The following is a 26,194-nucleotide window of genomic DNA, read 5'->3' as shown; positions in this document are numbered from 1 at the left end:
ACGTCACGGATGAACAGGGATAAACCTAACCCCTGATTTAACTACCGGCAAAGCTAGCAGAGAGGCCGCGTCCGGCCAAGGACTATTTCTTCGACGGGACCTCGGGCCAGCCGTCGCGCCACGTGATCGGGAGCAGACCGAGGGTCGGGATGCCGCCGGAAGCGCCGTCGTAGAAGTGGAACGCGAGCATGTCATCCCACACCGACTGACCGCCGGGGCCGATGCGATCGCCCTCGGAGGTCAGCACGGGCGTGCCGCCGTCGTCGAGGAGCGCTCCCCCATCGGCATCCAAATACGGTCCCGTCACGGCATCCGAGCGGCCGACGATGACCTCGTACGTGCTGTCGGCACCGCGGCAGCAGAAGCCGCGCGAGGCGAACAGGTAGAACGCACCGTCGCGCGGGACGATGTACGGCGCCTCGATCGCGTTCTCGGCGAGGCCTCGGTCAGCGATCGTCACCGGCTCCGATTCGTCGGCGCGCAACCCGCTCGGCCACTCCAGCGGAACGATCTTCAACCCGCTCGAGAACGACCCGAACGCCATCCACGGCTCGCCGTCCTCGTCCTCGACGATGCCGGGATCGATCGCGTTGTAGTCCGTGCCCGCCGACGCGATCACCTCGCCCCGATCCACCCACTCGTAGTCCGGGTCCTCCGGGTCGAGCGTCGTGTTCGTCGCCAGCGCGATCACCGAGGTGCTGCTGCCGAAGGTCGAGGCCGAGTAGTAGAGATACCAGGTGCCGTCGTGCTCGAAGAGCTCGGGCGCCCAGAGGTTGTCGACGCCGGGGACGGCATCCGACAGCCAGGCCGGCTTGGTGTCCCAGACCTCGCCGGCGTACTCCCAATCCGCACCGTCGTCGGAGGTGCGGACCTGGATGTTGCCGTCCGCGATCTGCCCGTTGCCGGTCGAATACACGAAGTATCCGTCGTCGGTGGCGACGTACGCCGGATCGTGGACGAACAGATCACCCGACAGCTCGGGAGCGACGGCCGCGGCCGGCGCGCACCCGACCAGCGCTGCGGCCGCGGTGATGACCACGGCCGCAGCGCCGGTCAGGCGCAGCGCGGGAGAGCTCACGAGAGGGCGATCGCCGACCAGGAGACGGGAGGCAGCGTGACCGTCAGCACACCGCCCGCGAGCTCCGCGCCTTCGAGATGCTTGAGCCCGACACGGTTCTGGTCGGCGAGCGTGTTCTTCGCGTACACGTCGTCGTCCCAGACGGTGACGGCCTCGGCGATGGTCGAGGCCCCCAGCTCGGCGACGTCGACCGTGACGGTGATCGCCTCGGTCTGGCTGCGGTTCACGAGGAACACCGCCGAATCCGTGCCGTCGGTCGTGACGACCGAGTCGACCAGCGGAGCCTCGCCGTACACCTTCGTCTCGTAGGTGCCGGCGTCGATGCGGGGCTTGAGGATCTCGCCCTTCGCCAGACGCGACGTCACCGAGAACGGGAAGAACGTCGTCTGGCGCCAGGCCGCACCACCCGGCTCCGTCATGATCGGAGCGATCACGTTGACGAGTTGTGCCAGGGATGCCGAGGCGACCCGGTCGTGGTTCTTCAGGAGCGTGATCATCAGGTTTCCGAGGACCACGGCATCCGCCACGGAGTAGACGTCCTCGAGCTGGCGCGGCGCGATGCGCCACTCGTCGTTGACCTCGTCGGATGCCTGGTGCTCGTCGAGGTACCAGATGTTCCACTCATCGAAGGAGAGCTTGATCTTCTTCTTCGACTTCAGCTTGTTGCCGACGTGATCGGCCGTCGCGACGACGGTCTCGATGAAGTACTGCATGTCGAGCGACGAGGCGAGGTACGAGCCGAGGTCGCCGCCGCGCTCCTGGTAGTAGGCGTGGCAGGAGATGTAGTCGACGTGGTCGTACGCGTGCTCGAGCACGGTGCGCTCCCAGTCGCCGAAGGTCGGCATCGACGAGCTCGACGAGCCGCACACGACGAGCTCGAGCGAACGGTCGGCGGTCTTCATCGCCTGGGCGGTGCGGGCCGCGATCTTGCCGTAGTCCTCGGCCGTCATATAGCCGGTCTGCCACGGGCCGTCCATCTCGTTGCCGAGGCACCACATCTTGATGTCGTGCGGCTCGACGGTGCCGTTGGCGATGCGCTGATCGCTGAGCGCCGTGCCCGACGGGTGGTTGCAGTACTCGAGCAGGTCGAGGGCTGCTTCGATGCCGCGGGTGCCGAGGTTGACGGCCATCATCAGCTCGGAGCCGGTGAGCTTCAGCCAGCGCGAGAACTCGTCGACGCCGACCTGATTGGTCTCGATCGAGTGCCACGCGAGGTCACGGCGCACCGGACGCTGGTCGCGCGGTCCGACCGAGTCCTCCCAGCGGAAGCCGGAGACGAAGTTGCCGCCGGGGTAGCGGATGGTCGAGGAGCCGAGTTCGCGCACGAGATCGACGACATCCAGGCGGAAGCCGTCCTCGTTGGCGGTCGGGTGGCCCGGCTCGTAGATGCCGTCGTAGACGCAGCGGCCGAGGTGCTCGACGAACGAGCCGAAGATCCGCCGGTTGAGCGGTGCGACGACCGCGGCGCGGTCGACGGAAATGCGTGCCTGAGTCACGTTTCTTCCTTATCTGGGACAGGCCGCGCTGCGGGCAGCACGGCGTGCGGGTAATGGGGTCAGGGGGAACCGGGGCTGCTCAGTCCGCATCCTCGATGCGATCCAGTCGCGCGTCGATGAGACGCGCAACGATCGCGAGCGGGATGGCTGCGCCCACCAGGGGCAGGAGCACGGGCAGGACCGAGACGGTCAGCGCCCACGCGACGACGGCCACGAGCACGCCGGCGCTCATCGCGAGCGATGTCGGCGGCAGCACCAGGGCGTAGCGCAGCACAGCGGCGGCACCGTCGTCGTAGCGCGACAGCAGGGCGATCGTGGTGGCGAACGTCACGACGGCCGCGAGCAGCAGCGCGCCGGTGAAGACGAGCAGAGCCGCCGAGATCGGGCCGGCGAGCTGCGGCAGCACCATGAAGTCGGCTGCGAGCAGGACGCCGACGATCCAGAACGGGATGCCCGCCCTGTTCGCGCGCCAGAACTCGGCGCGGTAGGTCGCCCAGAACGTGCGGAGCGCCCCGTGCTCGGCAGTGCCGAGAAGCACGTCGTTGCGCCCGAGCACCGACGCCGCCGCGACCGCGGCCGGCATGGTGCCGAGGATCACGAGCCCGGCGAGGGTACCGAGCAGGAACAGGACGTTCACCAGGACCAGCGTCGTGATGACCCGGAGCCACTGCATGACCCTTCCGGTCCAACCGAGGGCCACGTCGTCGGCACCGTTCTCGATCATGGTGGTCCGTGAGGCGCGCGCGGTCACGACGCCACCTGCGGCGATCCGGTCCAGACGACGCCGGACTCGTCGATGCCGGCGAACGCCAGCACCGCGCGCTCGGCCACCGGATCCCAGGCGCCGAACACGACGCCGTCCAGAGTCGTGGTTCCGGATGCCGAGGTGAGCTCGAGCTCACCGGCGACCGCCTCGCCGGCGCTCGTCAGATCCGCCGACACCTGCACGGTCTCGGCGTCGATGAGTCCGGCTTCCTCCGGCGCGAAGCGCACGGCGTTGCACCGGCCGGACACGGATGCCGCGGCATCCAGTGTCTCGGCATCCGAACCCGCGTACGGGAACGGGGAGACCAGCGGCCAGCCGCTGCGTGTCCAGTGCACCCGTCGGATCTGGGCCTCGTGCCGAGTGGGGGCATCCGCGAGCCGCACGTGATGGACCATGAAGGTCGCGGCGCCGTCGTGGAAGATCGAGTTGTGGCCCGGCGCGATGAAGCCTGTGCCGCCGGGGAACCGGTGGCCTCCGAGCACCTTCGTGCCGACGACGGCCGCCTGCTCGGGGGTCGGGTCGGTGAGGTCGTTGCCCGCGGCATCCCGATACGGACCGGTGATCTCGTCCGCCACGCCGACGCGAACGCTGTACGTGTTCACGAGCGAGTCGTACGACACGAACAGGACGAAGCGGTCCTCCTCGGGGCGGTACACCACGTACGCGCCCTCGATCGCGGTGTCCACGTTCGACGGGCGGCGGGCGATGAGCGCACCCATCTCGTCGCGCACGCGCATGCCGGTCTCGAGCGACAGCTCGACGATGTGGATGCCGCCGAAGAACGATCCGTAGATCATCCACGCCCGGCCGTCGCGATCGAACGTCACCGCCGCGTCGATCGCATTGTGGCCGTCGCGATCGTGCTGCGTCGCGACCACGATGCCCTGATCGGTCCAGGGCCCCGCGAGGGACTCGGCCGTCGCCAGGCCGATCGCCGAGGTCCGGGATCCGAAGGTGGATGCCGAGTAGTACATGTGCCACCGCACCGACCCGTCGGCCGCCGGCCAGCGGACCACCTCGGGCGCCCACAGACCTTCGGCGCCGCTCCACTTCTTGGCCGGTGCCGGCACCTCGCCGAGCGCGGTGCCGTGGAAGGACCACGTCACCAGGTCGGGCGAGGTGCGCACGTGGGCACCCACCGGCATGCCGCTGACATCGGCTGCGGCGTCCGTGGAGAACATGTACCAGAGGCCGTCGTCGCCGCGGACCACCGTGGGGTCGTGCGCGTTGCGCGCGCCCCACGTGGTCGGATCGCTGGTGAGCGTGCTCATGTCAGCCCTTCGATCCGCTCAGCGCGACCGACTCGATGATCTGACGCTGGAAGATCAGGAACACGACGAGCACCGGGATGAGCGCGATGAACGACGCCGCCATGATCAGCGGGTAGTCGGTCTGGCTCGCGTAGGTCGCGTTGAAGGTCGCGATCACCAGCTGCAGGGTCTGCTTCTCTGGCGAGTTCAGGTAGATGATCGGAGCGAGGTAGTCGTTCCAGACCGCCATGAACCACAGGATGAACTGCGCGGCGATCGCCGGACGGATCACGGGGAAGATCAGCGTGAAGAAGATGCGCAGATACCCGGCGCCGTCGAGCTTGGCCGCCTCGATGATCGAGTCGGGGATCGAGTTGAGGTACTGCTTCAGGAAGAAGATCATCACGATGTTGCCGAAGATGCCGGGGAGGATCAGCGGCCACAGCGTGTCGACGAGGCCGGCATCGCCGAACATCTTGAACTGCGGGATCATGATCGTCGGGAACGGGATCATGATCGCGGAGAGCATCGCGAGGAACACGATGTTCTTGAACGGCAGACGCATCTTCGCGAACGCGAAGGCCGCGAGCGAGGACGTCACCGCACCGACCACCGTGACGCTGACCGACACGATCACGCTGTTCATGATGCCGCTCGCGAGCGGACCAGCGGTCCACACGCGGACGTAGTTCTCCCACTGCACCGGGTCGGGGATCCACTGCGGCGGAAGGGCGAACACGGCCTCGCGGGTCTTCAACGACGTGCTGAAGGTCCACAGCAGCGGCGCGACCATCAGGATGCCGCCGATGGAGAGGACGATCGTGACGATCACGTTCATCATGCGGTAGGAGCGCGTGCGGCTTCCGACCGCCTGCGCGGAGTTGCCGGTGCCCTTGCCGATCGGGTTGCGTGGCAGACGCCGTCGGCGTACGGCCTCGGGCAGGACGGTGGTCATGGTTCCAGGAGCTGGAGCTGTCTGAGTCATGGCTGCCTCACTCGATCGAGAACTGGGAGCGACGGTTCATCTGGAACTGGATCGCCGTGACGATGAAGACCAGGATGCCGAGCACGACGGACATGGATGTCGCGTAGCCCATCTGGAGGTAGTTGAACGCCTTCTGCCAGATGTACCAGACGATGGATGCGGTGGAGAATTCGGGTCCACCGGTGGGGGTCATGATGTTGATCTCGATGAAGATCTGCGCGCCGCCGATGATGCTCGTGACGACGAGGAAGAACGTCACCGGCTTCAGCATCGGGACCGTGATGTGCCGGAACTGCGCGAACGTGCCTGCGCCGTCGATCGCGGCGGCCTCGTAGAGGTGGCGCGGGACGGACTGGAGGGCCGCCAGGTAGAGGAGCATCGAGAAGCCGAGGCCCTTCCACACGGACATGATGATGATGGCGGGCTTGGCGGTCGCGGCATCCTGAAGCCAGTTGGGTCCGTCGATTCCGAAGATCGCGAGGACCTGGTTGACGAGGCCGAAGTCGCCGTTGTACGCCCACTGCCACAGGATCGCGACGGCAGCGAGCGACGAGATGACCGGCACGTAGTAGACGGTGCGGAAGAACGTGGTGCCGCGCATCTTGCGGTTCAGCGCCAGCGCCAGCAGCAGCGACAGGAGCAGACCGATCGGGATGCCGATCATCATGAAGATGGTGTTGCCCATCGCCTGCCAGAAGTACCGGTCATTGAACATCTCGACGTAGTTGTCGAGACCATTGAAGACCGGTTCGCTCAGGCCGTTCCACTTCGTGAACGAAGCGTAGACCGCGAAGATCAGCGGGTAGGCGATGAAGATCAGGAAGCCGAGCACGGGGGCCGCGATGAATGCGACGGCCGCCAGGTGCTCACGGCGGTGCAGCCGGGATCGACGAACAGTCGTCGTAGACATGGTCACCTCGATGGTTCAGAAGCGGGCGGGTTGGTTCCCGGGGCCGACTGATGCCGGCCCCGGGATGTTCGAAGGCCGCCTGGGATCAGGCGCGACCCGCTCAGCCGATTCCGGCGTCCGCGTTCGCCTTGTCGAGCAGCTCCTGCATGCGCGGCTGCACCTCTTCGAGGTACTCCTGCGCGGTCTGGTCGCCGTCGAGCACGGGCTGGATGTTCTTGAACAGCTCGTCGTACCACTCGGCGCTGTACGTCGTGTTCGCCGGCAGCGCGCGACCGTAGTCCTGCGCGACGTCGAGGAACTCCTGCTTGTTGGCCGGGGGCAGCGTGCTGGATGCCACCCACTCGTCGGCCATGTCGATGAGGTTCGGGATCTGCACACCGGCGTCCACCAGCGACTGCTGCGCGGTCGGGTCGGTGGAGAGGTAGATCGCGAGCTCGGTGGCGAGGTCGGCGTTCTTCGTCGTCTCGGAGACGGCGATGCCGAGCGTGCCGATCCAGCTGGCGGGCTCACCCGTGGAGCCGACCGGGTAGGGGATCAGGTCCCACTCGAAGTCGAGCGTCTCGTAGGTGGGCACGTCCCACGGTCCGACCGGGAAGAAGCCGATCTGTCCCTGCATCCAGCGCTGGTAGGTGTCCAGCGTCTGAGCGTCGGAGGTCGACGGGGTGACGCCGTCGACGAGGGAGAGGTCGGCGAACCACTGCAGCGCCTCGACGAACTCGGGCTCTGCGACGGTGACCTCGGTGCGGTCCTCGTTCAGCCAGTCGCCGCCGTTCGACCACACGAAGGGCTGCAGGTTCCACTGGACGTTCAGTCCGGTGCCCCACTGGTCGAGCGTGCCGTCGCCGTTGGTGTCGAGCGTCAGCTTCTTGGCGACGTCGACGAACTCGTCCAGCGTGTAGGGCTTGTCCTTGTCGGGCAGCGGGACGCCGGCAGCCTCGAACATGGTCTTGTTGTAGCCGAACGAGAACGGGCCGATGTCCTTGGGCATCGCGTAGATCGCGCCCTGGCCCATGAGCTCGCCGTCGAAGCGGTAGCTGTCGACGCCGTACTGCCAGAGGTTGTCGAGGTCGACATCGGCCTCGACGGCCTCGGTGATGTCCTTGACGATGCCGGACTTGACGTAGGCCTGGACGCTGCCGGGGTCGATGTAGAAGACGTCGGGGATCTGCTTGCCCGTGATCGCGGCCTTGAGCTTGGTGGAGTAGTCGTCCGCCGTGGTCATGATGATCTTGACCTTGGCGTCGTGGTCCTTCTCGAACTGCTTGATGGCAGCCGTGTAGGCCTCCTTCTCCGCGTCGTTGCCGCGGAACATGAAGGTGATCTCGTTGCTGGCGCCGCTGTCGCCGCTGCCACCGGCGCAGCCGGTCAGTGCGGCGGCCGCGAGGGCGGCGATGCCGACTCCGGCCAGAATTCGTGACTTCATTGTGCTGTGTCCTCTCGGGGCTGACTTCGATGTCGCCTCGCGCGCTCCCGCTGGTGAGCGCGGTGCGATTCCCAATCGATCTACAACGTTGTAGTAAACGTTGTAGAAGACATTCTGAACCGACCGTGAACGATTGTCAATCGCGCGCCCGAATCGTTATCGACGCCCCGAGCACCTCCTCAGCGGGCGGCGTTCGCCTCGGCGTCTCCCGCCTGGAGCGCGAACCGGTCCGCGACCGGATTGCGTCGTCGGGCGAGCCCTTCCGACGACTCGACGAGGTCGTACAGCCCCATCGTGAGCAACGAGTCCTCTCGCGGAGTCGATGCGTGCCGATACGTCCATTCGTACATGTCGAACAGCGGCCACCACGTGTATCCCACGATATCGACTCCCTCGGCACGCAGATTCCGGACGCAGGCCACGGACTCATCGAGCCAGGCGACACGCACCTCCGGCGTATCCGTCACGCACGTCTCGGTGAGCATGACCGGCGCACCGTAGCGATCGGCGTAGGTGCGCAGCAGCTCGGCGAGCCCGGCGACACCGTCGTCGTGCACGGGCCACGGATCCACGAAGCCGCCGGCGTGCGTGATGCCCTCCTCCATCAACTGGGTGGAGTGCCGCGGATAGTAGTTGACCCCCATGATGTCCGGCTGCACCGCGTGCTCGCGGAACCAGGTCAGACGCTCGTCGGAGATGCCGGTGCGCGCCAGACTCCTGGCGAGCGGATGATCATGGGCGACGCGGCCCGTGATCAGATCCTCCACGAGGAACGATTGCGCACGCTGAAGCTCCACGAGCTCACGATGACCGCCATCGACGTCCCCGGCGAAGCGTGCGGTCGCGTCGACGTGGACGAACGTCGCTCGATCGCCCAGGATGTCGGCGATCGCTCGCTGCGACCGGACGAAGCCTTCGGCGAGCGCGACGGCGATCGTGTTGTAGCCGCTCTCGCCGGTGAGCTTCGGCGGCCAGTAGCCGATCTCGCCGGAGAACCGAGCGTGGAGCATGGGCTCGTTCACCGGCGTGTAGTCCGTCGCGATGTCGGCGTACCTCTCGGCTGCGCGCGCTGCGAACTCCTCGAAGTACGACGGAAAGTCCGGATGCGCGAACTCCCGCTCGATCCACAGCGGCGTCCCGTAGTGCAGCAGATCGACGATCGGGCGCACTCCGAGCTCGGCGAATCGCGCCATCACGGCATCGACCCATCCCCAGTCCCATACGCCGCGGCTCGGATTGACGCGATGCCAGGGGATGCCCCATCGCACGAACTCCGCGCCGACATCGGCGGCGAGGCGGAGGTCGCCGTGCCACTGCTCGTAGTGCTCCGTCAATTCGTACTCGTCCAGCGCGCGCTCCCCCGGTCCGGACTGCGGAATGAACGTGTCTTCGATTCCGAGGCCGAAATGGAGCCTCCCGTCAGTGAGCCAGCTCATCATGTCATCCCTTCAATCCAGTCATGGCGACCCCCTCGACGAAACGACGCTGCACCAGGAGGTACAGGATCACCAGGGGAAGTACAGCGATCAGTGCGCCGGCCATCATCACGCCGTACGGCGCAGTCGCCGTGGCAGAGCCGGTCACGAGCGCGAGTCCTGCGGTCAGCGGGCGCACCTCCGAATCGCTCGTCATGATGAGCGGCCAGAGCAGGTCGTTCCAATTGCCGACGAACGTGAACAGGGCCATCGTCAGCAGTGCGGGTTTCGTGTTCGGCAGGATGACCGACCAGAAGATGCGGAACTCCCCTGCACCGTCGATCCGCGCCGCGGAGTCGAGATCCCGCGGCAGCGTGATCATGAACTGGCGCAGCAGGAAGATCCCGGCCACATCCGCCGCGCGCGGAACCACCAGCCCGACGAACGTGTTCACCCAGCCCAGCGAGGAGGCGATCTGATAGATCGGCAGCAGCAGCGCCTGGAACGGCACCATCATCGTGGCGATCAGCACAGCCAGCAGAGCTCCGCGCCCGCGGAAGTCCATCCGTGCGAGTGCGTACGCGGCGAGCGTGTTCAGCGCCAGCGAGCACAGCGTCACAGCGCCGGCGAAGACGAACGAGTTCCACGACTGCTGGAACACCGGCAGTCGCTCGATGAGCCCTGTGAAATTGTCGAGGGTCACGTGGGACGGGATCAGTCGCGGAGGCCATTGGTTCACCTCGCTCTGCGGCGAGAACGCGGCGATCGCGATCACCACGACGGGGAACGCCGTGATGATCAGCAGCGCCAGGAGACCGAGGATCACGAGAACGCGTTCGGCCGATGGCGTTCGCGTGCTGGAGCGTCGGACGCGGCGGCGGTCAGAGGTCACGACGGCTGCGGTGGCGGTCATTCGAGTTCCTCCTCGTGGCGCGCATTGATCCGAAGTTGAATCAGACCGAGAACGAGCGTGATGATCAGCAGCAGGTACGACAGCGCCGAGGCGAATCCGAGTTTGAAGTCGCGGAAACCGTCGGTGTAGATGCGATAGACGAGCGTCTCGGTGGCGTGATCGGGGCCACCCTGGGTCATGATGTAGATCTGATCGAACGCCTGAAAAGCTCCGATGATCGCGAGGATGATGACGAAGGTCATGGTGCTGCGCAGGCCGGGGAGCGTCACCGCTCGGAAGGTCCGCCAGCGCCCTGCGCCGTCGAGACGGGCCGCTTCGTAGAGGTGCCGGGGCACGCTCTGCAGGCCGGCGAGGAAGATGACCATGAAGTAGCCGAAGTTCTTCCATACCGCGATCGCCGTGACGGCAGGGAGCGCTGTGGCCGCGTTGCCGAACACGTCATCGAGGTCGATGCCCACCAGGCTCACCCAGTAGGTGACCAGCCCGAGATTCGGATCCAGCAGGAAGCTCCACGCGATCGATGCCACCGCCATCGAGATCACGAACGGCAGGAAGATCGCAGTGCGGAAGAATCCGCGAAACGGAATGTCATCACGGTTGAGCAGCAGGGCAGCGCCCAGACCCGCGAGGATCACGCCCGGTGCGTACATGACGGCGTAGAGGAACGTGTTGAGCAGAGCTCGCAGCACCGGACCGGAGCCCAGTGCCTCGATGTAGTTGTCGAGACCGATCCAGGCCGGGTCGCCGAAACCTGATGCATCGGTGAACGACGTGATCAATGCCTGCACTGCGGGCAGCAGGACGAAGCCGATGAGGACGAGCAGCGCCGGCGCGAGGAAGACGTATGCCTTGACCGCACGTCGTGCGTCAGCTCGGCGCAGTTCGGGGCGACGCCCGCCGAGGGGCGTGGGCGGTCGATACCGCCGGGTGGAGGTAAAGGTGCTCATGAGAGGTGCACTCCTGTCGGCGTGGGCCGGCGCTCGCCGACCCACGCCAGGTCAGACGATCACTGGAACGGAGCGACGATGTCCTTGAGCTTCTGGTCGGCGTCCTTCACCAACGACGCGACATCGCCACCGGAACCGGATGCGATGTGCACCGACAGCGTGTCCAGCTCGGTGTTCACGTCGGTTGCGCCGCCGGGGATCGTGGCGAGCGCGATGTATGCGTCCTTCGCTTCGGGCGTGAGCGCGGCGATGAGGGGGTTCTCCGCCAGTTCGTCGACGCTCACATCCGTGCGATTGGGCGGATAGTTCGCTTCCAGGGCCCAGCGCACCTGCGCATCGTGCGAGTTGAAGTAGGCGAGGAACGCCTCGGCGCCCGACGTGACGGCGTCATCGTCTGCGCCCTGGCTGGTCAGCCACCAGTAGTTGGCCGCAGCGGGAGTCGCCACCTTCTCGGAGCCCGCCGGAGCGGGGAACTCGCCTACCTCGATACCTGCAGCGTCAGCGCCCGTGACCACCCAGGGACCGATCCACGTCATCGCGGCCTTGCCGCCGGTGAACAGCGCGACGGCATCGGCGAGGCCGATGTTCGTCGGGCTCCAGCCCTTGGCGTACTGGTCTCGCCACCATTCGAGCGTTTCGATGTTCTGCGGTGTATCGAGGACGATCTCGCCGTCCTCGACGACCTCGCCTCCCCCGCTCTGCAGGATCGTCGGAAGGAATGTGCTCTGCTTGTCTGCGAGCGAGAGACCGTAGATCTCCGGCGTCGTCAACTGCTCGGCGAGGGCGATCAGTTCCTCCCAGGTCTCCGGGAACTCGGTGATGCCCGCATCGGCGAACATCTGCTTGTTGTACCAGATCGAGAACGGTGCATAGCCCATCGGGACCCCGAACTGCTCGCCGTCGAATTCTGTGTATTCCACGACGTGCGGGTGGTATGTGTCGGTCTCGTTGTCCGGGTCGTCGTAGAAGTCCTGGAGCGGCGCGAATGCCTTCTGCTTGACGTACCCCTGTGCGGCGTCGACGGTCTGCACCACGAGATCGGGGCCGTTGCCGGACTTCAGCGCTGGGAGCAGCTTGTCCGAGATGACGTTCCAGGGGTTCACCTCGATCTTGACCTCGTAGTCCGACTGCGAACCGTTGAAGTCATCGGCGATCGCCTGCACCACTTTCCCGTCCGCCTCGGTGAAGCCGTGCCAGACGTTGACCACCGTGGGCGACCCGTCGGATTCGCTCGGACCCGATGCGGAGCATCCAGTGAGCACGAGCGCCGCGGCGGCCACGAAACCGGCGGCGCCACGCGCCCTCCTCTGGAGAGTTGACATGCTGTCCTCCTTGATAGCGATGATTCCTGGCGAGTTCCGCGTCCCCAGATGCGCGTTTACATCGATGAAGTTCATCGATGTAAACCAAGAGTGCAGGTTGGCTCGACGACTGTCAAGAGAATCTTGTTCATCGATGTAACATGAGGCGATGATGAGGGAGCACGTGACGAGCCAGCCCACGATGCAGGACGTGGCGCGACTGGCCGGAGTGTCCTCGAAGACCGTCTCGAACGTGATCAACAGTCACCCGAACGTCAGCGTGGCCACGAAGACTCGAGTCGAGGGCGCCATCGCGCAGCTCGGGTACAAGCTCAACCTGGCCGCTCGCAATCTGCGATCCGGTCGCAGCGGCGTCATCGGGCTCGCCATCCCGAGCCTGACCGTGGCCTACTTCGCCGAACTCGCCGAGGCGGCGATCACTGCGGCCGAGCAGTACGGTCTCGTGGTTCAGATCGAGCGCACCGGAAGCCTGGAGCGCGAACGCGCACTCCTGGACAGCCCGCGCCTCCAGCACATCGACGGCCTGATCTTCAATCCGATGGATCACCATGCCGAAGAACTGCGATCCGTCGATCTGACCGTGCCGACGATCGTGCTCGGCGACCATCCGGTCGGAGGTGCCACCATCCACATCAGCACGGATCAGCGTGCCGCGGCGGCATTGGCGACCGAACAGCTGCTGCTCACAGGCCGGCGTCGCATCGCGGCGATCGGGGCGCGTTCCGAAGACACGCACGGCGGAGCCGCGCAGCGCCTCGACGGCTATCGATCGGTGCTTCACCGCGCGGGGATCGACGGGGACGACGCCCTGATCGTCGAGGCTGATCCGTGGAATCAGGTCAACGGTGCGACGGCGATGCTCGAGCTCCTGCGGCGCGGCGTGAGCTTCGACGCCGTGTTCGCCTTCAACGACAGCCTCGCGCTGGGCGCCATGCGAGCGCTCGGGGATGCCGGCCGCCGCGTTCCCGCCGACGTCGCAGTGATCGGAATCGACAACATCGCCGAATCGAAGTACTCGTTGCCGTCACTGACGACCGTCGATCTCGGCAGCCGTCAGATCGCGGAGACCGCCGTACGACTGCTCGCCGAGCAGTTCGCACACGACGCGCAGCCCTCGCCGCAGCGCCTGCTCGTCGATTTCACGCTCGTCCCCCGAGAATCGACCGCGATCCGCACCGAGAGCTGAGGTCAGCGACGGGGCGCGGACTCGCGTTCGAGAATGCGGTAGTCCGCGAGAAGCGTGCGAGGAGCGGGCTTCTCATCGCCGGCGCCGATGCGCTCCAACAGGGTCTTCACCGCCGTCTTGGCGATCCATTCGCGCCCCGGGTCGACGGTCGTCAGCGATGGAATCGAGTACTCGGCCTCGTCCAGCCCGTCGAAGCCCACCACGGCGACGTCGTCCGGGACGCGACGGCCGGATTCCTGCAGCACGCGCATCGCACCGAGCGCCAGGGTGTCGTTGAGACCGAACACCGCGTCGAACTCGACACCGCGCCCCAGAAGCTCGCGCATCGAGTCGGCGCCGTTCGCGCGGTGCCAGAGCGTCGTGTAGCCGACGATCGAGTCGTCGTACGCGATGCCGGCATCCGCCAGCGCTTCTCGATAGCCCTGCAGACGCAACGCGGCGGAACCGATGACCTCGCCCTCGTGCGCACCGACGACGGCGATGCGTCGACGGCCGGTCTTCAGGAGATATTCGGTCGCGATCTTGGCCGCCTCGACGTTGCGCATCGTGACGTGATCGGTCGGGCCGTCGAAGATGCGCTCACCGAGCAGCACCAGCGGGTAGGAGACGTCCAGCGCTGCGGCATCCTCCTGCCCCATCCCGAGCGGGCTGAAGATCAGGCCGTCGGTGAGCTTGAGCCGCGGACTGCGCAGCAGGTCCATCTCGCGGGCGCGATCGGCACCGGTCTGCTCGACCAGCACGACCACCCCGGCGGCTTCGGCCTCGTGGATGACCTGCGCCGCGAGCTCGGCGAAGTAGGCGAGGCTCAGATCGGGCAGCGCGAGTGCGATCGCCCCCGTGCGCCCCGAGCGGAGATTGCGCGCCGTCAGATTCGGGGTGTAGCCGAGCTCGGCGATCGCGGCCTCGACCTTCTCCCTGGTCGTCGGGCGAATGTGCGGATAGTCGTTGATGACATTCGACACGGTCTTGATCGAGACTCCTGCGAGTCTCGCGACATCGTGCAGCGTCGCGGCCATGGTCCCACCCCTCTCCAGCGTCAGTCTACAACGTTGTAGATCTTCCCTGGTGCGTCAGAGCCGGACGTGGCGCTCATCAGGCCCATCGTAGAGCGACAGCGGACGGATCAGCGCGTTGGCGGCCGCCTGTTCGATCACGTGCGCCGTCCAACCCGTGACCCGCGCAGCGACGAAGAGCGGCGTGAACGTCAACGTGTCGAATCCGATGAGGTTGTACGCCGGCCCGGAGGGGTAGTCCAGGTTCGGGTAGATGCCCTTGCGTGCGACGAACTCCTGCTCCAGCGCGTCGTACAACTCGGCGACATCGGCACGTCCGTAGTGCTCGACGAGAGTGTCGAGGGCCGATTTCATGGTCGGCACGCGCGAGTCGCCGTTCTTGTACACGCGGTGACCGAAGCCCATGATCTTGCGCTTCTCGGCGAGTGCCTGGTCCAGCCACGGCTTCACGTTCGCCGCATCCCCGATCTCGTCGAAGATGTGCAGCACGGCCTCGTTGGCACCGCCGTGCAGCGGCCCCTTGAGCGCCCCGATCGCCCCGACGACCGCGGAGTACAGGTCGCTCAACGTCGAGGTGATGACGCGAGCAGTGAACGTCGACGCATTGAACGAATGCTCCGCGTAGAGGATCATCGAGCGGTTGAACGCGTCGACGACCACCGGGTCTGGCACCTCGCCGAACGTCATCCAGAGGAAGTTCGCCGAGTAGTCGAGGTCGTCCCGCGGCTCGATCGGCTCCTGCCCCCGACGGCGGCGCTGCCCGTAGGCGACGATCGCCGGCAGCGCCGCGAACAGTCGGATGCTGCGCGCGAGGTTCTCCTCAGGGCTCGCCTGCGCATCCAGCGCGGAGCCTGCGGCATCCGTCGCGCCGATGACGCTCACGGCGGTGCGGACCTCGTCCATAGGGTGCGCCTCGCGCGGCACCAGATCGATGGTCGCCTTGACCTGGTCGGTCAGGGCGCGGTGCGCGCGCTCGGTGGCACGGAGCTCGGCGAGCTGCTCGGCATCCGGAAGCTCACCGTTCCAGAGCAGGTAGGCGACGGCTTCGAAGGGCTGGGTGGCGGCCAGCTCCTGCACGGGGTATCCGCGGTAGAGCAGGCTGTTCGTCTCGGGGTTGACCTTGCTGATCGCCGTCGTGTCGACGACGACCCCGGCCAGGCCTTTGCGGATCTCGGGGTCGGTCATTTCCTGCTCCTTCGCACGGTCACTGGTGGTCGATCGTGAAGTTGTAGACACCGGAGTCGAAGTGGTTGTACGACTCGTAGTCGATCAGCTCGTAGAGGTCGGCGCGGTGCTGCATCTCCCCCAGTTTCGAGGTGAGGTGCCCTTCCTCGTTCAGCGTATCGAGTGCGCGGCCGGCCGCGCCCATCGAGATGCGCAGCAGCGACACCGGCCAGATGACGATGCTCACGCCGGCATCGCGCAGCTGCGCCGTCGAGAACAGTTCGGACTTGCCGAACTCGGTCATGTTGGCGAGGATCGGCACCTCCAGCGCCTCGGCCATCGCCTCGAACTCGGCGAGGTCGCGCATCGCCTCGGGGAAGATCGCGTCGGCTCCGGCATCCACCAGAGCCTTGGCGCGATCGATCGCCGCGTCCAGGCCTTCGACCGCGCGGATGTCGGTGCGCGCCATGATGAGGAAGTTCGGATCCCGCCGAGCATCGGCCGCGGCCCGGATGCGCTTGATCGCGGTGTTCTCGTCGACGACGGCCTTGCCGTCGAGGTGGCCGCAGCGCTTGGGGTTCACCTGATCCTCGATGTGGGTGCCGGCGAGTCCGGCGTCCTCGAGCGTCTGGATCGTACGCGCCACGTTCATCGGCTCGCCGAACCCTGTGTCGGCGTCGACGATCGCCGGGAGCTCGGTCATCCGCGCGATCTGCTGCGCACGGCCGGCGACCTCGGTGAGCGTCGTCAGGCCGATGTCGGGGAGCCCGAGATCGGCGGAGAGCACCGCACCGGAGATGTAGACCCCGTCGAACCCCTTCTGCTCGATCAGGCGGGCGCTGAGCGGATTGAACGCGCCGGGGAAGCGCAGCAGCTCACCCGACGCCAGGCGCTCGCGGAACAGCCGACGCTTCTCGGCCGGAGTGGTGGTGGAGTACAGCATCAGAAGCTCCCTTCTCGCGAGGACGCCAGCGCATGTCCGACTTCGTGCGGGTATTTCCGGACAGCACCCGCCATCTCTGCGACACGCTTCGGCTGCGTGTCCGGGTTACTGCGGGTCGAAGCCCGCCCGACCCGCATCTTCTCGGACACTGTCGGCACGAGCATCAGAACAGGCCCTTCGTGGCGGGTTCTGCCGACAGGATGCCGGGGCGCGCGATGATCGACAGCTCCTGCACCTCGGCGACTGTCAGCTCGGGAAGACGCTGCACGAGCGCGAGGAAGCGCTCGATCTCGGCATCCTCCAGCACGGGAGACGCGAGCAGACGGAACTTCGAGATGTAGTCGGCCCGCGCGAACGGGCGCGCGCCGAGCGGGTGCGCATCCGCGACGGCGATCTCGTCGACCAGAGTCGAGCCGTCGGCGAAGGCGATCTCGACGCGTCCGCCGAAGGCCTTCTCCGCGGGGTCGATCGAGTGATAGCGGCGGGTCCACTCGGCATCCTCCGCCGTGGTGATCTTCTGCCAGAGCGCGACCGTGTCCGCACGACCGGCGCGCTCGGGCAGGTACGAGTCGACGTGGTGCCAGGCGCCGTCCTGCAGGGCGACGGCGAAGATGTACGGGATCGAGTGATCGAGGGTCTCGCGCGAGGCGGTCGGATCGTACTTCTGCGGGTCGTTCGCCCCCGACCCGATCACGTAGTGGGTGTGGTGGCTGGTGTGCAGCACGACGGATTCGATCGCCGCGATGTCGATGCCCTGACCGTGCAGCTTGCGCGCCAGGTCGATCCACGCCTGGGCCTGATACTCCGCGGAGTGCTCCTTGGTGTACGTGTCGAGGATCGCGCGCTTCGCCTCGCCGGCCGCGGGAAGCGGCACGTCGTACGAAGCGTCCTTGCCGTCCAGCATCCAGGCGATGACGCCGTCCTCACCTTCGTAGATCGGCGAGGGCGAGGTCTGTCCGCGCATCGCCCGGTCGACCGCCTCGACGGCCATCTTGCCTGCGAATGCCGGGGCGTGCGCCTTCCAGGTGGAGATCTCGCCCTTGCGGCTCTGCCGTGTGGCCGTCGTGGTGTGCAGCGCCTGGCCGACGGCCTGGTAGATCGTCTCGACGGGAAGGCCGAGCAGGGTGCCGATGCCGGCCGCAGCCGAGGGTCCGAGGTGCGCGACGTGGTCGATCTTGTGCTTGTGCAGCGAGATGGCCTTCACGAGATCCACCTGGATCTCGTATCCGGTCGCGATGCCGCGGACGAGCGCCTGACCGTCGCGGTTCGCGTGCTGGGCGACGGCGAGGATCGGCGGGATGTTGTCGCCCGGGTGCGAATACTCCGCCGCCAGGAACGTGTCGTGATGGTCGAGCTCTCGGACGGCGACGCCGTTCGCCCACGCGGCCCATTCCGGACTGGTGCGCCGGTCGAGGGCGGCGCCGAACACGGTCGCTCCGCCGCCTCCGGTCGAGACGGGGTGGCTGAACGCCTGGTCCCTGGCCGCGACGATGGGCGCACGGGTGAGGGATGCCGCGGCCACCGCGGCGTTGTCGATGATGCGGTTGATGATCATGTCGACGACCTCGCGATCGACCTCGGCCGGATCGGCGGCGACCTCGGCGATGCGCCAGGCGAGCTGCTCTTCGCGGGGGAGCTCCTCGTCGGAGCGGTGGACGCGGACGTGGTGGGTGACGGTCATGGCTGTCCTTCGGTGTCGGTCAGGGATTCGAGGATGCTGGTGAGGGCGTTGCGCAGATGCACGTGCGTCGCGTGGGCGGCGAGCTCGCCGTCGCACTCGGCGAGCGCTTCGGCGATGAGGCGGTGCTCCCCCACGGACGCCTCCAGCCGCTCCGGCTTGTCGCGGGCCATGCGTCGCACGCGGACGAGATGGGTGCGGACGGTGCGCAGGGCCGCGGCCATGTAGTCGTTGGCGACGGCCTGGTCGATCGCGTGGTCGAGACGCGCGATCAGCGCGTAGTAGTCGTCCTTGCCCGTGCGCGCAGCGAGGTCGACGCCGCCGAAATCGGCCGCGAGCGCGGCGAAGACATCGGGGTCGCCGCGCTGAGCGGCGAGACGGGCCGCAACCTCTTCGAGCGCGCGCCTGGTCTCGAACAGGGAGCGGATGTCTGCGGCGTCGACCGCGGAGACCACCGTCACACGCGGCGACTGCTGCACGACCAGGCCGTCCAGCATCAGCTGCTGCAGCGCCTCCCGGAGCGGCGTGCGGCTCACGCCGAGGCGTGCGGCCTGATCGGTTTCGGCGAGGACCGCACCGGGCACCAGGGCTCCGGACTGGATCTCGTCCAGGAGCGCGGCATACGCCCGGTCGCTTGCTCGCATGCCTTCATCGTATACACAAACGGCAAATCCTGGCGCAGAAGTTCGCCTGAAGGCCCCGAGCGTATACAGAATGCGTGCGCTCAGGCAGCGCGCTCCGGCAAAGGTTCGACGAGTTCGGATGCCGCGGGTTCACCGAGCTTCACCAGCACCACACCGACGAGGACGAGCACCGCACCGAGGCCCTGGAGCAGATCGGGCAACTGGCCCAGCAGCAGCCAGCCGAAGAACATCGCCGCGACCACCTCGGCGAGAGCGATGAAGGACGCCAGTCGCGACCCCAGCATCCGGGTCGACATGATCCCCAGCACATACGCCAGGGCGGTCGCACCGAGCCCGATCGCGAGCACGGGAACGAACCACGGCACGCTGCCGAACCGGTAGGCGATGTCCGTGGTCGTCCAGGTCATGGGAACCACGCCGATGATGCCGGCCAGCGTCAGACCGACCGCCCCGAGCAGCAGCCCGAGGCCTGCGAGGGCGATCGGCGGCAGCCCGGTGTCGCTGCGCGCCGAGAGCAGGAAATAGCTCGCGGCCCCGACCATCGCGCCGAGCGCCCAGAGGATTCCGATCACGTCGGCACTGGCGCCGGTGACGACGTCCAGCATGAGGACGAGTCCAGCGAATGCGATCACAGCACCGATGATGCTGCGACGCGTCGGCTTCTCGCCACGACGCAGCCACAACCACATGACCACCGCGATGGGAGCGGTGTATTCGATCAGCAGCGCGATGCCGACATCCATCCGGGCGACCGCCTGGAAGTAGAAGAGCTGGGTAGCGGTGACCGCGAGGAGGCCGTAGGCGACGACCATGCCGGCATTGCGGCGGACCGCGGACCAGCGCCCGCGCAGCGCGATGAGCGTCGGGACGAGCAGCACGAGCGCGGCCACCCAGACGCGCGCCGTGACGGCGGCACCCGGAGTCCATCCTGCGTCGATCAGACCCCGCGCCCATGCCCCGGACATCCCGAACGAGAGCGCTGCACCGATCGCGATCGCGAGGCCGACCCCGACGCGGGAGCGGCGCGCCGTGTCACTTGTCATAACGCTCATGACCAATGACGCTAGTCCTGGATCGAGTAAGATGTCAACATGTTCTTCACCGATGACACCGGGGAGGCCCTGCGCGCGGCCGTGCTCCTGGCGAACACAGCGGAGACGACGGACACCCTGACGACGCAGGACGACGTCGGCACGTTCCTCGAACAGCATCCGTATACGGGACGGATCGACCGCGACGACGCGGAGCTCGACGCCCTCCGAGACCTGCGATCGCGACTGCGGACGATGCTGCTCGCTCCGCGCGACGAGATGGTCGATCGGGTGAACGACGCCCTGTCGGAGGTGCCTCTGAGCCCCCGGCTGACCAGACACGACGACGTGGACTGGCACCTGCACGCGGTCGCCGACGACCGGCCGCTGCCCGAGCGGATCCTCGTCGAGACGGCGATGGCGCTGATCGACGTCATCCGTGCGGACGAAGTCGGACGCCTGGGGGTGTGCGCGGACGACGACTGCGAGGCGATCGTGCTCGACCTGTCGCGCAACCACTCCAGACGCTACTGCTCCACGACCTGCGCGAATCGCAACGCCGTCGCGGCGTATCGCGCACGACGCGCGGCACCCTGACGAGTGCGACGCCCCTCTCGCCGAAGGGCGTCGCACAGGCCGTCAGCCGACCGGGGCCAGTTCTCGCCGGCCCACCGGCCTCGGGAGTCCGTAGTGCTCGCGCAGCGTCGAACCGGCGTACTCGGTACGGAACAGTCCGCGCTCCTGAAGGATCGGCACGACCCGTTCGACGAACACCTCGAGGCCGGAGGGCAGAACAGCGGGCATGATGTTGAACCCGTCTGCGGCACCGTTCTCGAACCACAGCTGGATCGTGTCGGCGACCTGCGCCGGCGTCCCCGTGAACGTGCGGTGCCCTCGGCCTCCGCCGAGGCGGCCGATCAGCTCGCGCACCGTGAGGTTCTCCCGGCGGGCGAGGGCGACGATGAGCGTGTAGCGGCTCTTGGCCCCTTCGATCTCGTCCTCGCCGGGCAGGTCGTCCGGCAGCGGCCGGTCGAGCCGCAGCGTTCCCGGCGCCAGCTTCAGCACCTTCTCGAGCTGATCGCGTGCGAACTCCGGCGCGATGAGCCGGTCGAGTTCGGCCTCGAGCTCGCGCGCCTCGGCCTCGGTGTCGGCGATGATCGGCACAAGCCCCGGGAGAACCTTGACCTGCTCAGGGTCGCGGCCGTTCTCGATCGCGCGGCGCTTGATGTCGGCGTAGAACTCCTGCGCCTCCTCGATGGTGGGCGTGGCGGTGAAGATCGCCTCCGCCCAGCGGGCCGCGAACTCCTTGCCGCTCTCGCTGGACCCCGCCTGCACGAGCAGCGGATGGCCCTGCGGACTGCGTGGCGAGTTCAGCGGCCCCTCGACGCGGAAGTGCTCGCCGCGATGCCCGATCGCGTGCACCCGGTCGGCACGCGCGTGCACCCCGGCATCCTTGTCCGCGATGATGGCGTCGTCCTCCCACGAGTCCCATAACTTGGTCGCGACCTCGAGGAATTCGGATGCTCTGGCGTACCGGTCGCGGTGCAGCGGCTGGTCCTCGAGTCCGAAGTTGCGGGCCGCGGCGTCCCCCGCCGTGGTGACGATGTTCCACCCGGCCCGCCCGTTCGAGATCCAATCCACCGACGACAGGCGCCTGGCGAGGTTGAACGGCTCGTTGTACGACGTGGATGCCGTCGCGATGAGGCCGATCCGCGAGGTGGTGACGGCGAGGGCCGTCACCAGGATCGTCGGCTCGAACCCGCCCACCGGGCGCCGCCCGACCTCGCCGAACAGCGCAGGCGAATCGGCCAGGAACAGCGAGTCGAATTTCGCATCCTCGGCGATCTTCGCGAGCCGCTGGTGGTAGGCGAGGTCCAGCAGGGCGTGCGGGTCCGACTCGGGCAGTCGCCATGATGCCTCGTGATGCCCGGTGTCGTGCAGGAACAGGTTGAAGTGCAGTTGTCTGGTCATGAGTTCTCCGTAGGTGTCGTGGTGGGGGCGGTGTCGCTCTGCACCCCGAGGGCTGCGAGCAGGAGGTCGCGCAGGCGGACGAACTCCGTATCGGCCGGCGTCCGCTGCTCCGGCAGGTCGATGCGCACGTCGAGCGAGAACCGTCCGCCGTCGATGACGAGCACGCGGTCTGCGAGCAGCAGTGCTTCGTCGACGTCGTGCGTGACGAGCAGCACGGCTGGGCGATGCACGCGCAGCAGGGTCCGCAGCAGCCCGTGCATCCGGATGCGGGTAAGGGCGTCGAGGGCACCGAACGGTTCGTCCGCGAGCAGGAGCTGCGGCTCGCTCACGAGCGACCGAGCCAGCGCCGCGCGCTGCTGCTCGCCGCCGGACAGCTCGTGCGGCCAGGCGCGCTCGCGGCCGGCGAGTCCGACCTCGGCGAGCACCTCACGGCCGCGCTCACGCGCGACAGAGCCCGACTGTCCGAGCACGACGTTGTCCAGCACCCGCAGCCACGGCAGCAGCCGCGAGTCCTGGAAGACCATCGAGACGCGACGGGGGACGTAGACCTCTCCGGATCCGTCGACGGTGTCGTCGAGGCCCGCGACGGCGCGGAGCAGAGTGCTCTTGCCGGATCCGCTGCGCCCGATCAGGGCGACGAACTCGCCGCGCGCGATCTCGAGGTCGATGCCGTCCAGGACGTCCCGGTCGCCGAACGATCGGCGCAGTCCGACGGTGCGGACGGCCGTGCCGACGGCCGCGGTCAGCTCGCGAGCGTGCGTCGCCATGACAGCACCCGCCTCTCCAGAAGTCGGACGAGGGCGTCCGAGACGAAGCCGAAGACGCCGTAGACGACGAGGCCGACCAGGATGATGTCCGACTGGGCGTACAGCTGGGCCTGCGCCATCATGTAGCCGACGCCCGAGGTGGCGTTGATGGTCTCCACCACGATCAGGGCCATCCACGATCCGACGACCGCGAGGCGGAAGCCGACGAAGAAGCCGGGCAGCGAACCGGGCACGAGCACGAAGCGGATGTACTGCCACCGCGTCAGTCCGAGCGATTCGGCGAGCTCGATCTGCTTGGTGTCGATGCCGGTCAGGGCGCTGTAGGTGTTGATGTAGATCGGCACGAGGACGCCGAGGGCGACGATGGTCACCTTGAACTCCTCGCCGATGCCCAGCCACAGGATGAGCAGCGGGATCAGCGCCAGCACGGGGATCGCCCGCTTGACCTGCACCGTGCCGTCGACGACCGCTTCGCCGAGACGGCTGAGTCCGGCGATGACGGCGAGCACCACGCCCGTCACGGTGCCGATCAGAAGGCCCAGCAGCGCCCGCGACAGCGAGGCCCCGACGTGCTCGGCGAGCGTTCCGTCGGTGATGAGCTGCCACGCGGTCACCGCGACCGTGCCCGGCCCGCTGAGCAGACGCGGGTCGAGCAGCCCCAGCGAGGATGCCGCGAACCACAGCACCACGATGATGAACGGCCCGAGCAGGCGTGCGCCAGGCAGCGACCTGCCGCGCCCGAGGCGATGGCGTCGCGATTGCAGGACGAGATCGGAGCCCGGCTGCGCCGGAGCCGATGGCGCCTGCGGTTCGTCGTCCGCCTCGACCACCGCGGTGGGTCTGGTCGTCAGCTTGGTCAGGGACATGTCATTCCTCCGTCACGTACTCGTCGGACACCGCGGTTGCGGCGTCGCTTTCGAACCGTCGGTCGAACAGCACCTCGGCATCCACTTCCTTGATGAACCCGCCGTCGGCGAGCAGATCCGCCGACGACTGCGCCCATTCGACGGCGGTGTCCCAATCGGTCGGGAACGAGGGCTTGCTGGCGAGCTTCCAGATGCGGTCGGCATCCTCGGCCGTCACGCCCTCCGTGTCGACGAAGTAGAACTGCTTCCACTCGTCGGGGTGCTCCCACGCCCAGACCTGGGACTGCGCCCACACCCGGATGTAGTCGCGCACCGCGCGCACGTTCTCCTCGTCATCCAGCACCGTCGTAGGCACCCAGAGGACCGTCAGCAGATCGGGGACCTCGGCGAGCAGCGCATCAGCGCCGTCCGCTCCGAACTGGTCGATGTACTTCGTCACCGCCGGCTCAGACAGCGGGGCGATGTCGACCTGCCCGCCCTGCAGCGCCGTGAGGAACTGCGTACTCGGCAGCTCGACGAACTCGACCTCGTCGTAGCCGATGCCCGCCTCCTGCAGCGTCCGCAGCACTGTGTCGCCCTGCGACTGCCCCTGCGAGAAGGCGATCCGCTTGCCGCGCAGATCCTCCCAATCGCTCAGGTCGACGCCAGGAGCGCTCGCGAACACGTAGCCCGGCAGCGGACGCTCGAGCACGCTCACGATCGTCGCGTCGAATCCGATGTCGTGCGCCTGGATGGGCGGGATGATCGCGTTGCTCGCGACATCGAGCGCACCGGCACGGAACGCCTGGATGACGTCGGGGCCTGCGGCCGCGTTCACCCATTCCGTGACCGCGAACTCCGGACCTTTCAATTCGTCGCCGGCCAGCTCGAGCTGCAACTGGGTGGTGCGTCCTGCGACGCGCAGGCCGGTGTCGCCCTCGGGAGCACCGGTCGGCAGGGGTTCGGATGCCGGGGCCTGGTCGACCGCGGCAGAGCCCGCACTCGCGCAACCGGCCAGGAGCACCAGGGCGGCGACCGCGCCGGCGACCGCGGGCACTCGCCTCATCGATCGTCGAGGGTTTCGGAGGGAGGTGGCCATGGCGTGTTCCTTTCGCTGGAGTACGGTGACAGGAATCCTCCAGCGCTCGCGCTCAGGGCGTCCACCAATGCGTCACACGTGTCAGCGCGTGACCGCGTGTTACCGGTGATCGTGCACGATCCCGCGAATCGCGTAGGCGCCGCGCGCCCGCAGCACGAACGACTCAGGGGCCGATCGCGCGTGGCGATCGGCCCCTGAGGATGCGTGGTCAGAGTTCCCGTGCTCAGCCCCCGACGACGCCCTCGAACAGGCCGATGTGATTGCCGTCCGGGTCGACGATGACCGCCCACGCGCTCGTGTCGGTGATCGGCTGCCGCTCGGCTGCGACGCTGCCGCCCGCAGCCACCGCTGCGGCGATCGTGTCGTCGATCGAATCGACCTCGACGTACGACCGCGGCTGCGTGAAGCCCGGGTCGCGCGGCGCGAGCCCACCACCGGAGATGCCGTTCGGCGCCTGCCACATCGGGTACCCCTCGAAGCCGGGCATCTCGGCGATCTGCCAGCCGAACAGCGTCGAATAGAACGTCGTCGCACGCGTCATGTCCCCCACCGGGATGTCGATGTGCGTGATGTCTCCGTGTGCCATCGGTCTCACCTTTCCGTCGGGCCTCACGGCCGCTCTGCCGAATCGTCGCGGCCAGTCTGCTCCGCGGTTCCGACATCGACAAGGGGGCAGTCTTGTCGCCGACCTGTAATAACAGGTACACTGCTTGTCATTACAGGCTCCGATCCGCACCGGAGCGCTCCAGCGACTGTTCAAGGATGAGCCCATGCCCGCGTTCCACACCCCGCCGATCCCGCCGATGGCGATCGCCTTCGATGCCGAGAACCTCACGCTCTCGCCCGAGGGGCCGACGCTGACCCGTCGCATGTCGGATCTGGAGGGGCTGTTCCTCGACGCGCAGGCGTGGGCCGCGGCATCCGACGCCGACGACCCGGTCGTCTACACCGTCACCAGTTCGCCTGTGCCCGAGATCGACCGAGAACTGCCCCAGTCGATCACGACGATCATGCCGGGCAACACCGCCGGCGAGCTGTGGATGACCAAGGGCCACCAGCATCCCGACCACCAGGGCGAGATCTATCTCGCTCTGAAGGGCAGAGGCGGACTGCTCATGTTCGACGGTGAGCGCACGGAGTGGCTCGACATGCTCCCGGGCACCATCGGGTACATCCCGCCGGGGTGGGCGCACCGGTCCGTGAACACCGGCGACGAGCCGTACGCCTTCCTCGCGGTCTACCCCGGCGGGGCCGGCCACGACTACGGGTGGGTGCTCGAACACGGCATGGGCTCGCGCGCCTACCGCACTCCCGACGGCCACGAGCTGCGCCCGTACTCCGCCTAGGC

General features: G+C 67.4%; 25 protein-coding genes. 3 read left to right on the top strand and 22 right to left on the bottom strand.

The window, feature by feature from the left end:
* Positions 1 to 82: 82 nt before the first annotated feature.
* From ACI7YT_RS02045 to ACI7YT_RS01995, 11 genes are all read right to left on the bottom strand, one after another.
* Entirely contained in the window at positions 83 to 1,078 is a 996-nt protein-coding gene (locus tag ACI7YT_RS02045) for an arabinan endo-1,5-alpha-L-arabinosidase (protein ID WP_406248690.1), read from the bottom strand.
* Complete coding sequence (locus ACI7YT_RS02040; RefSeq protein WP_406248688.1) at positions 1,075 to 2,574, bottom strand: alpha-N-arabinofuranosidase; 1,500 nt, start codon at positions 2,572 to 2,574, stop codon at positions 1,075 to 1,077. Before ACI7YT_RS02040 ends, ACI7YT_RS02045 begins: the two co-directional genes overlap by 4 nt.
* A 79-nt stretch (positions 2,575 to 2,653) precedes the next feature.
* Entirely contained in the window at positions 2,654 to 3,325 is a 672-nt protein-coding gene (locus ACI7YT_RS02035) for a YesL family protein (RefSeq protein ID WP_406248686.1), read from the bottom strand.
* Positions 3,322 to 4,611: an arabinan endo-1,5-alpha-L-arabinosidase gene (locus tag ACI7YT_RS02030; RefSeq protein WP_406248684.1), complete on the bottom strand. Its 1,290-nt coding sequence runs from the start codon at positions 4,609 to 4,611 to the stop codon at positions 3,322 to 3,324. The genes ACI7YT_RS02035 and ACI7YT_RS02030 overlap by 4 nt, the downstream gene beginning before the upstream one ends.
* Position 4,612: 1 nt before the next feature.
* Positions 4,613 to 5,545, bottom strand: a complete 933-nt coding sequence (locus ACI7YT_RS02025; protein WP_406248682.1) for a carbohydrate ABC transporter permease — start codon at positions 5,543 to 5,545, stop codon at positions 4,613 to 4,615.
* Between the two features lie 37 nt (positions 5,546 to 5,582).
* Complete coding sequence (locus ACI7YT_RS02020; protein ID WP_406248681.1) at positions 5,583 to 6,485, bottom strand: carbohydrate ABC transporter permease; 903 nt, start codon at positions 6,483 to 6,485, stop codon at positions 5,583 to 5,585.
* A gap of 100 nt (positions 6,486 to 6,585) precedes the next feature.
* Positions 6,586 to 7,908: an ABC transporter substrate-binding protein gene (locus tag ACI7YT_RS02015; RefSeq protein WP_406248679.1), complete on the bottom strand. Its 1,323-nt coding sequence runs from the start codon at positions 7,906 to 7,908 to the stop codon at positions 6,586 to 6,588.
* 179 nt (positions 7,909 to 8,087) lie between these two features.
* Positions 8,088 to 9,344, bottom strand: a complete 1,257-nt coding sequence (locus tag ACI7YT_RS02010) for a family 1 glycosylhydrolase (RefSeq protein WP_406248677.1) — start codon at positions 9,342 to 9,344, stop codon at positions 8,088 to 8,090.
* Between the two features lie 4 nt (positions 9,345 to 9,348).
* The gene (locus tag ACI7YT_RS02005; RefSeq protein ID WP_406248675.1) at positions 9,349 to 10,236 is read right to left on the bottom strand and encodes a carbohydrate ABC transporter permease; all 888 of its coding nucleotides are present in this window, start codon (positions 10,234 to 10,236) and stop codon (positions 9,349 to 9,351) included.
* The gene (locus ACI7YT_RS02000) at positions 10,233 to 11,183 is read right to left on the bottom strand and encodes a carbohydrate ABC transporter permease (RefSeq protein ID WP_406248673.1); all 951 of its coding nucleotides are present in this window, start codon (positions 11,181 to 11,183) and stop codon (positions 10,233 to 10,235) included. Before ACI7YT_RS02000 ends, ACI7YT_RS02005 begins: the two co-directional genes overlap by 4 nt.
* A 59-nt stretch (positions 11,184 to 11,242) precedes the next feature.
* On the bottom strand, positions 11,243 to 12,505 hold the full coding sequence (locus ACI7YT_RS01995) for an ABC transporter substrate-binding protein (protein WP_406248672.1): 1,263 nt from the start codon (positions 12,503 to 12,505) through the stop codon (positions 11,243 to 11,245).
* Positions 12,506 to 12,653: 148 nt separating this feature from the next.
* Between ACI7YT_RS01995 and ACI7YT_RS01990 the strand changes: the two genes are divergently transcribed.
* Positions 12,654 to 13,691: a LacI family DNA-binding transcriptional regulator gene (locus ACI7YT_RS01990; protein ID WP_406248671.1), complete on the top strand. Its 1,038-nt coding sequence runs from the start codon at positions 12,654 to 12,656 to the stop codon at positions 13,689 to 13,691.
* 2 nt (positions 13,692 to 13,693) lie between these two features.
* Here ACI7YT_RS01990 and ACI7YT_RS01985 read toward each other — a convergent pair whose 3' ends face one another.
* From ACI7YT_RS01985 to ACI7YT_RS01960, 6 genes are all read right to left on the bottom strand, one after another.
* Positions 13,694 to 14,707, bottom strand: coding sequence for a LacI family DNA-binding transcriptional regulator (locus ACI7YT_RS01985; protein WP_406248669.1), 1,014 nt, complete (start codon positions 14,705 to 14,707; stop codon positions 13,694 to 13,696).
* A gap of 54 nt (positions 14,708 to 14,761) precedes the next feature.
* On the bottom strand, positions 14,762 to 15,889 hold the full coding sequence (locus tag ACI7YT_RS01980; protein WP_406248667.1) for a bifunctional 2-methylcitrate synthase/citrate synthase: 1,128 nt from the start codon (positions 15,887 to 15,889) through the stop codon (positions 14,762 to 14,764).
* Between the two features lie 19 nt (positions 15,890 to 15,908).
* Positions 15,909 to 16,811 carry a methylisocitrate lyase gene (prpB, locus tag ACI7YT_RS01975; RefSeq protein ID WP_406248665.1) on the bottom strand — a complete coding sequence of 301 codons (903 nt, stop codon included), beginning with the start codon at positions 16,809 to 16,811 and terminating at the stop codon, positions 15,909 to 15,911.
* Positions 16,812 to 16,974: 163 nt separating this feature from the next.
* Complete coding sequence (locus ACI7YT_RS01970) at positions 16,975 to 18,492, bottom strand: MmgE/PrpD family protein (protein WP_406248663.1); 1,518 nt, start codon at positions 18,490 to 18,492, stop codon at positions 16,975 to 16,977.
* Complete coding sequence (locus ACI7YT_RS01965) at positions 18,489 to 19,133, bottom strand: GntR family transcriptional regulator (RefSeq protein ID WP_406248661.1); 645 nt, start codon at positions 19,131 to 19,133, stop codon at positions 18,489 to 18,491. The genes ACI7YT_RS01970 and ACI7YT_RS01965 overlap by 4 nt, the downstream gene beginning before the upstream one ends.
* A gap of 80 nt (positions 19,134 to 19,213) precedes the next feature.
* Positions 19,214 to 20,185: an EamA family transporter gene (locus ACI7YT_RS01960; RefSeq protein ID WP_406248660.1), complete on the bottom strand. Its 972-nt coding sequence runs from the start codon at positions 20,183 to 20,185 to the stop codon at positions 19,214 to 19,216.
* 39 nt (positions 20,186 to 20,224) lie between these two features.
* Between ACI7YT_RS01960 and ACI7YT_RS01955 the strand changes: the two genes are divergently transcribed.
* On the top strand, positions 20,225 to 20,761 hold the full coding sequence (locus ACI7YT_RS01955) for a CGNR zinc finger domain-containing protein (protein ID WP_406248658.1): 537 nt from the start codon (positions 20,225 to 20,227) through the stop codon (positions 20,759 to 20,761).
* A 42-nt stretch (positions 20,762 to 20,803) separates the two neighbouring features.
* Here ACI7YT_RS01955 and ACI7YT_RS01950 read toward each other — a convergent pair whose 3' ends face one another.
* The 5 genes from ACI7YT_RS01950 to ACI7YT_RS01930 all read right to left on the bottom strand — a co-directional run bounded on the left by ACI7YT_RS01950 (position 20,804) and on the right by ACI7YT_RS01930 (position 25,432).
* Positions 20,804 to 22,135, bottom strand: a complete 1,332-nt coding sequence (locus ACI7YT_RS01950) for an LLM class flavin-dependent oxidoreductase (RefSeq protein WP_406248657.1) — start codon at positions 22,133 to 22,135, stop codon at positions 20,804 to 20,806.
* Entirely contained in the window at positions 22,132 to 22,902 is a 771-nt protein-coding gene (locus ACI7YT_RS01945; protein WP_406248655.1) for an ABC transporter ATP-binding protein, read from the bottom strand. The genes ACI7YT_RS01950 and ACI7YT_RS01945 overlap by 4 nt, the downstream gene beginning before the upstream one ends.
* Complete coding sequence (locus ACI7YT_RS01940) at positions 22,878 to 23,768, bottom strand: ABC transporter permease (RefSeq protein ID WP_406248654.1); 891 nt, start codon at positions 23,766 to 23,768, stop codon at positions 22,878 to 22,880. Before ACI7YT_RS01940 ends, ACI7YT_RS01945 begins: the two co-directional genes overlap by 25 nt.
* 1 nt (position 23,769) lies before the next feature.
* Positions 23,770 to 24,813: an ABC transporter substrate-binding protein gene (locus ACI7YT_RS01935; RefSeq protein ID WP_406248653.1), complete on the bottom strand. Its 1,044-nt coding sequence runs from the start codon at positions 24,811 to 24,813 to the stop codon at positions 23,770 to 23,772.
* Between the two features lie 256 nt (positions 24,814 to 25,069).
* Entirely contained in the window at positions 25,070 to 25,432 is a 363-nt protein-coding gene (locus tag ACI7YT_RS01930) for a VOC family protein (RefSeq protein WP_406248651.1), read from the bottom strand.
* A gap of 184 nt (positions 25,433 to 25,616) precedes the next feature.
* Here ACI7YT_RS01930 and ACI7YT_RS01925 point away from each other — a divergent pair, with 184 nt between their 5' ends.
* A complete protein-coding gene (locus tag ACI7YT_RS01925) occupies positions 25,617 to 26,192 on the top strand; it encodes a glucose-6-phosphate isomerase family protein (protein WP_406248649.1) in 576 nt (191 codons plus the stop codon).
* Positions 26,193 to 26,194 lie beyond the last annotated feature (2 nt).

Source organism: Microbacterium sp. M, from assembly GCF_045181065.1.
Lineage (GTDB): Bacteria > Actinomycetota > Actinomycetes > Actinomycetales > Microbacteriaceae > Microbacterium.
The sequence above is the reverse complement of the archived record's forward strand: the minus strand, read 5'-3'. Positions and strand labels throughout refer to the sequence as shown.